The organism is Synergistaceae bacterium (assembly GCA_017443945.1).
Taxonomy (GTDB): Bacteria; Synergistota; Synergistia; order Synergistales; family Aminobacteriaceae; genus JAFUXM01.
The window spans coordinates 1-4,220 of sequence record JAFSXS010000058.1 but is presented as its reverse complement, the minus strand read 5'-3'; the positions used below and the strand labels follow the sequence as shown (position 1 = coordinate 4,220).

The following is a 4,220-nucleotide window of genomic DNA, read 5'->3' as shown; positions in this document are numbered from 1 at the left end:
TCATGTCTATGAAGTTCTGATTTCATAAATTTTCTTCACCCTTAATAAAAATTTTTTATAGACTATCATATATTTCCTATTCTGACGACACCGTCTAGCGTTGACGTTTGCCCCGTTATTTATGGCCGCTTCAATTTCGCTGACATTGCCGGATTTACAGAGATTCACAAAATCTTTATCGCTCATTATTTATTCTCCTTTCTCCTTACCCCGCCAGAATGTCCTGACAGGTGAGCCTGTGAAGTCTTCTAATTCGCGCAATTTATTCTTGACGTGATTCTCAAAACTTGAATTAACTAGCCCCGGATTATTCACGAAAAATATAAACGTAGGAGGTTCTGAGTCAGCCTGCGAGCAGTAATAAACCTTCAATGCCCGGCCTTTCTTGTCTGAAGGGAGTCTGTCAAATGCTAACACGTCCCGCATGAGTCGATTTAAAATATTTGTCGGAATTCGTTTTTTGCGATTCTCGTTCACTGTCAAAACCGTCTGAATGATTTTATTTATTCCCCGACCGTTCAAAGCCGACGCAAATATAATCGGGGCAAAACTCAAGAACGGCATATCATCACGAATCTTTTTCACGAGTTTATCAGCTTTGTTATTATTCTCACTCGTTACTAAGTCCCATTTATTGAGCACGATAATTAAGCCCTTGCCTTTGTCGACAACATGAGCAGCAATTTTTTTGTCCTGATCTGTACAGGGTTCGCGAGCGTCCATTAACAATAAAGCAATATCTGATCTATCTACAGCAGCAAGAGTCCTCACAAATGAATAATATTCAAGATTCCCGTCAAATTTTGCGCGCCGTCTGAGTCCTGCAGTGTCGATTATTCTAAAATTTTGGCCGTCAAGATTTACAGCCATGTCTACTGGATCGCGTGTTGTGCCTGCTATGGGACTAACTAGTGAACGCTCCGAGCCTGTGATTTTATTCAAGAGTGAAGATTTGCCGACATTCGGCTTTCCTGCGATAACTAATTTTATTTCATCGTCAAAAATTTCTGAGTCTTCATATTCGGGCAGCAAATTAATTATCTCGTCAAGTAAATCATCAAGTCCGCGCTTGTGTAATGCACTTATAGCAATAACATTATCAAATCCCAGCGTATAAGCCTCGTTTGCAAGTTCGTCGTGTTTCACGTCGTCAAGTTTATTCACGGCAATTATTACGGGTTTATTTCCGGCCTTGCGTATGAATTCCGATATTTCCAAATCTGAACTCGTAACACCGTCCCGCCCGTCAATCATGAATATAATAATGTCTGACTCTTTGACAGCCTCATTGACATGAGATTTTATGCCCTCGCTGAATTCCGTATCAATCCCGAAAATCCCCCCCGTGTCAATCACATAAAAATTTCGCTCTCTGTGTGAGACTTCACCGTAAAGCCTGTCTCTTGTAACTCCGGGCATATCGTCAACTATTGCATCACGCGAATTCGTTAATCTGTTAAAAAGTGAAGATTTGCCGACATTTGGCCGGCCTATTATTGCAATTATTCCCGACATTTTTTATTTACCGTGTATATATTCTGCTAATTCGAATGACTCAAGCCCTGCCGAGAGTCCGACTGCTAATTTTATTCTTGCTTGATATGGTGAAAGCATTGCCCCGTTAATTAATCCCATTTCGAGTAACTGCGACGCGCTGCCCTCGTAATTTTCCGTAGCCTGCACAAATCCGTCCGGATAACGTGAAGTCAATACAGCAGGAATATTTGAGCGCAAAATCTTTCTTAACAGCGGCACCCATACTGAAGGCACATCACCATCGCCCGAACCTGATATAATAAGGCCGTCTAACTCTTCAAATCTTTTTTCTACTAATGCACGCAGAATCAAATCACTATCACCGAGTGAAGCATTTAAAATCGGAATATTACGCGCTAGGGGATTTGTCAATTTCTGAACATAACGATGACGCGGAAATCTTAACGAGATATAAGCCCCTGAAGGCTGAGAGAACACACCAAGAGGCGACTCAGGGAATGCAAGAAGGCCGCTGCGATTAAAATTTGATATTCTCAAGACATCAGCCGGAGCATAAATTGAGTCCTGTATGCAGATTAATGCGCCCTTACCCGTGCAAGCTCCCGACAAAGCAGCTTTTACTGATTGAGTGAGTCTCACTGAAGTCTCGCTGTTTGGAGTCCCCGCGTTGAAAATTGATCCCGTAAAAATTAAAGGCGGATTCAAGTCCCATACTAAATCAGCAAAGTACGCAATTTCTGCGAGTGCCTGAATTCCGCAAGTAACTACAACTCCACGCGCGCCCTCATCATGTACAAACGTTCGAATCATGCTGATTAATTCGCCGCACATTCTAAGAGTATAATTTGATGCCGGTTGAAAGCTCCATTTTTGTAAAGAAACGTGATCTCTTACATCTTCAGGCAATAATGAAAAAATTTCGTCGTCTGATAATTCCGTTACATCGTGTGATTCATGACGCTGAACGATTCGCCCGCCAGCTAGTAATATTACAATTTTGTCTCTGTTATCCATAAAAAAATTTGCACCTCTGAAATAATTTAATAGCCGAGATTTTCACCGACTATAATAATATGATATTGCCGTCCCTTTACTGGACGTTCAAGAATTAATATCGCCCTGCACATGCTTTTATCATCGCGGCAGTTCACGCAATGGCCAGCCTTTACGCACGCTGTATCTTCATTTTGTCTGATTGCGTTCGGAATCGTTGCAGATCTCGCGCGTTTGAGTCCGTCCGATAAGTCAAATGCAAGTTTGTTGATTCCTATCACGAATAAAACGAGCCCGTTACCCCATGACATTCCGGCGACTCTGTTTCCTGTTCCGTCAATGTTAATAATTTCTCCGTCCCGTGTTAAGGCATTTGCGCTCGTCAAGAAAACATCTGCTGTATTTTCGAGGAATCTTGCTTCCCTGCGTTCCTTGTCTGACATTTGCCCCCAGTGCTGGAAAATTTTATTTCCGCGTTCTCTAAGTGCGTCAAGTGCTCCTATATCCCTAATTGTAACAGTGCCGGGGATTCCTACTGAGGCATTTTGCGGGATGATTTCAAGAATTCGCTTTAATGCGTCTTGGCCTGTTGGTACGTATTCTGCACTGAAGCCGCGTTTTTCGAGTGCCCTTACTGCGTCGAGTCCTATAATTTCATTTGCTTTGATAATATTTTCGTGAGTCATTTATTTAGCCTCCTTCAAAAAATTTAATTCAGTCAATAGTGTAGGATTTTTGCCGAATTTCTTTATTGCGTCGTCTATAATTCTTTTCGCGTCAAAGTACAGCCCCTTATTTCTATATGCAGCAGCCAGGCCGATATAAGCTCGTAAATCTTTCGGGTTAAGTTCGATTGCTTGAGAAAAATTTATTATTGCATTGTTATAGATTCCGAGATTGAGTGCTTCTGTTCCTTCCCGCATTAATTCTTTGAAAGTCGGCGGAGTCTTTTGCGGTGTTGTCTCAATTTTTGCTGGCTCCGGCTCGAGTTCGGGAATAATTTGCGGTGATTCTGTCTTCTCGCGTTCTTGATTATTAAGCCGGTTTAATTCATTTCTCGCAAATTCTTTGTCTGAGCTGTCATTTTCCGGCAATAAATTAATATATTCTTCCCATGAAATTTTTGCGGTCTGTAAATGCCCGGCCTTCTCTGAAGAAATAGCTAGCCCAGTCAAGAAAGTCAATATATCAGGATAAAGTTTATAAGCTCGTTGATATTCGTTAGCTGCCTGCTCATATTCACCGGAATTATATAGTGCCAGTGCCTTAGCGTTTAAATAATCAGGAGTCTTTTTCTGCAGATAAATTAACACAAGCCAAGCAATTAATAAAGTTATAACAAGTGAAGTGCACATTATAGCAGCCTTCTTGATATAAGAATTCTGGACCGGCTCAGATTTTTTTTGCTCGGAAGCTCGTTCTTGTCGTTCGTGGAGAATCCGCTGTAATCTTTGAGTGAAATTTTTTCCGTGCGGAGTCTGATTATTATATTCCTGAAAATTTATTCCCTGCTCATAATGTTCGTAAAGCTGTGAAGATTCCTGCGAGTTGTCGTCGTCATTGCTTATATTGCTCCAAAGTTCCGGCGGGGGTTCGTCTAGGCTTAATTGAAATCCTGTAGCTGCCTCCTGTTGAGCTTTATTCATGTTAGATATATCTATATCCGGCGATTCTTGCTGATGATTAATTGTTTCGTCTTTAAATTCCCTCTCCACCGGACGGGTGGGCGG

General features: G+C 41.6%; 5 protein-coding genes. All 5 read right to left on the bottom strand.

Annotated elements, in window-relative coordinates; translation table 11 throughout:
* Nucleotides 1-6: 6 nt before the first annotated feature.
* On the bottom strand, nucleotides 7-186 hold the full coding sequence (locus IJT21_06135) for a hypothetical protein (protein MBQ7577824.1): 180 nt from the start codon (nucleotides 184-186) through the stop codon (nucleotides 7-9).
* A gap of 3 nt (nucleotides 187-189) precedes the next feature.
* Nucleotides 190-1,515, bottom strand: a complete 1,326-nt coding sequence (gene der / locus IJT21_06130) for a ribosome biogenesis GTPase Der (GenBank protein MBQ7577823.1) — start codon at nucleotides 1,513-1,515, stop codon at nucleotides 190-192.
* A 3-nt stretch (nucleotides 1,516-1,518) separates the two neighbouring features.
* Nucleotides 1,519-2,511 carry an asparaginase gene (locus tag IJT21_06125; protein MBQ7577822.1) on the bottom strand — a complete coding sequence of 331 codons (993 nt, stop codon included), beginning with the start codon at nucleotides 2,509-2,511 and terminating at the stop codon, nucleotides 1,519-1,521.
* Nucleotides 2,512-2,537: 26 nt separating this feature from the next.
* Nucleotides 2,538-3,176 carry a lactate utilization protein gene (locus IJT21_06120; protein ID MBQ7577821.1) on the bottom strand — a complete coding sequence of 213 codons (639 nt, stop codon included), beginning with the start codon at nucleotides 3,174-3,176 and terminating at the stop codon, nucleotides 2,538-2,540.
* A partial coding sequence (locus IJT21_06115) for a tetratricopeptide repeat protein (GenBank protein MBQ7577820.1) occupies nucleotides 3,177-4,220 on the bottom strand: 1,044 nt, incomplete at its 5' end.